This window comes from Marinobacter iranensis (assembly GCF_029207565.1).
Classification (GTDB): Bacteria; Pseudomonadota; Gammaproteobacteria; order Pseudomonadales; family Oleiphilaceae; genus Marinobacter; species Marinobacter iranensis.
Genome location: NZ_JANCMW010000195.1, coordinates 1 through 268, shown reverse-complemented (window position 1 = coordinate 268; position 268 = coordinate 1). Strand labels below are relative to the sequence as shown.

Sequence of the window (268 nt, the reverse complement as noted above, 5' to 3'; positions counted from 1 at the left end):
GGCCATAGTCCGCGGCGAGCCAGGCGAACATGCTCGAGCTGGCGCTGCGGAACGACGCGTCGAGCGAGCCGTCCAGGCCGATCGCGACGATGTGGGTCGGCGTCTCGATGCGGACCTGGCCGGCGCGCTTGCCGCGCACCAGATCGACTTCGACTTCGACGTCCATCGACGTCTCCAGCGCGTCGCCGGTGGTCTCGCCATCGCCCTGCAGCGCATGGCCGTCGCCGAAATAGAGCAAGGCGCCGGGCACCGAGACGGGGAAATAGAC

The 268-nt window shown here is 69.0% G+C and carries 1 protein-coding gene; it reads right to left on the bottom strand.

The window, feature by feature from the left end; translation table 11 throughout:
- Positions 1-268: acetamidase/formamidase family protein (locus NLU14_RS21995; protein ID WP_275710616.1), on the bottom strand; the 268-nt coding region annotated here is incomplete at both ends.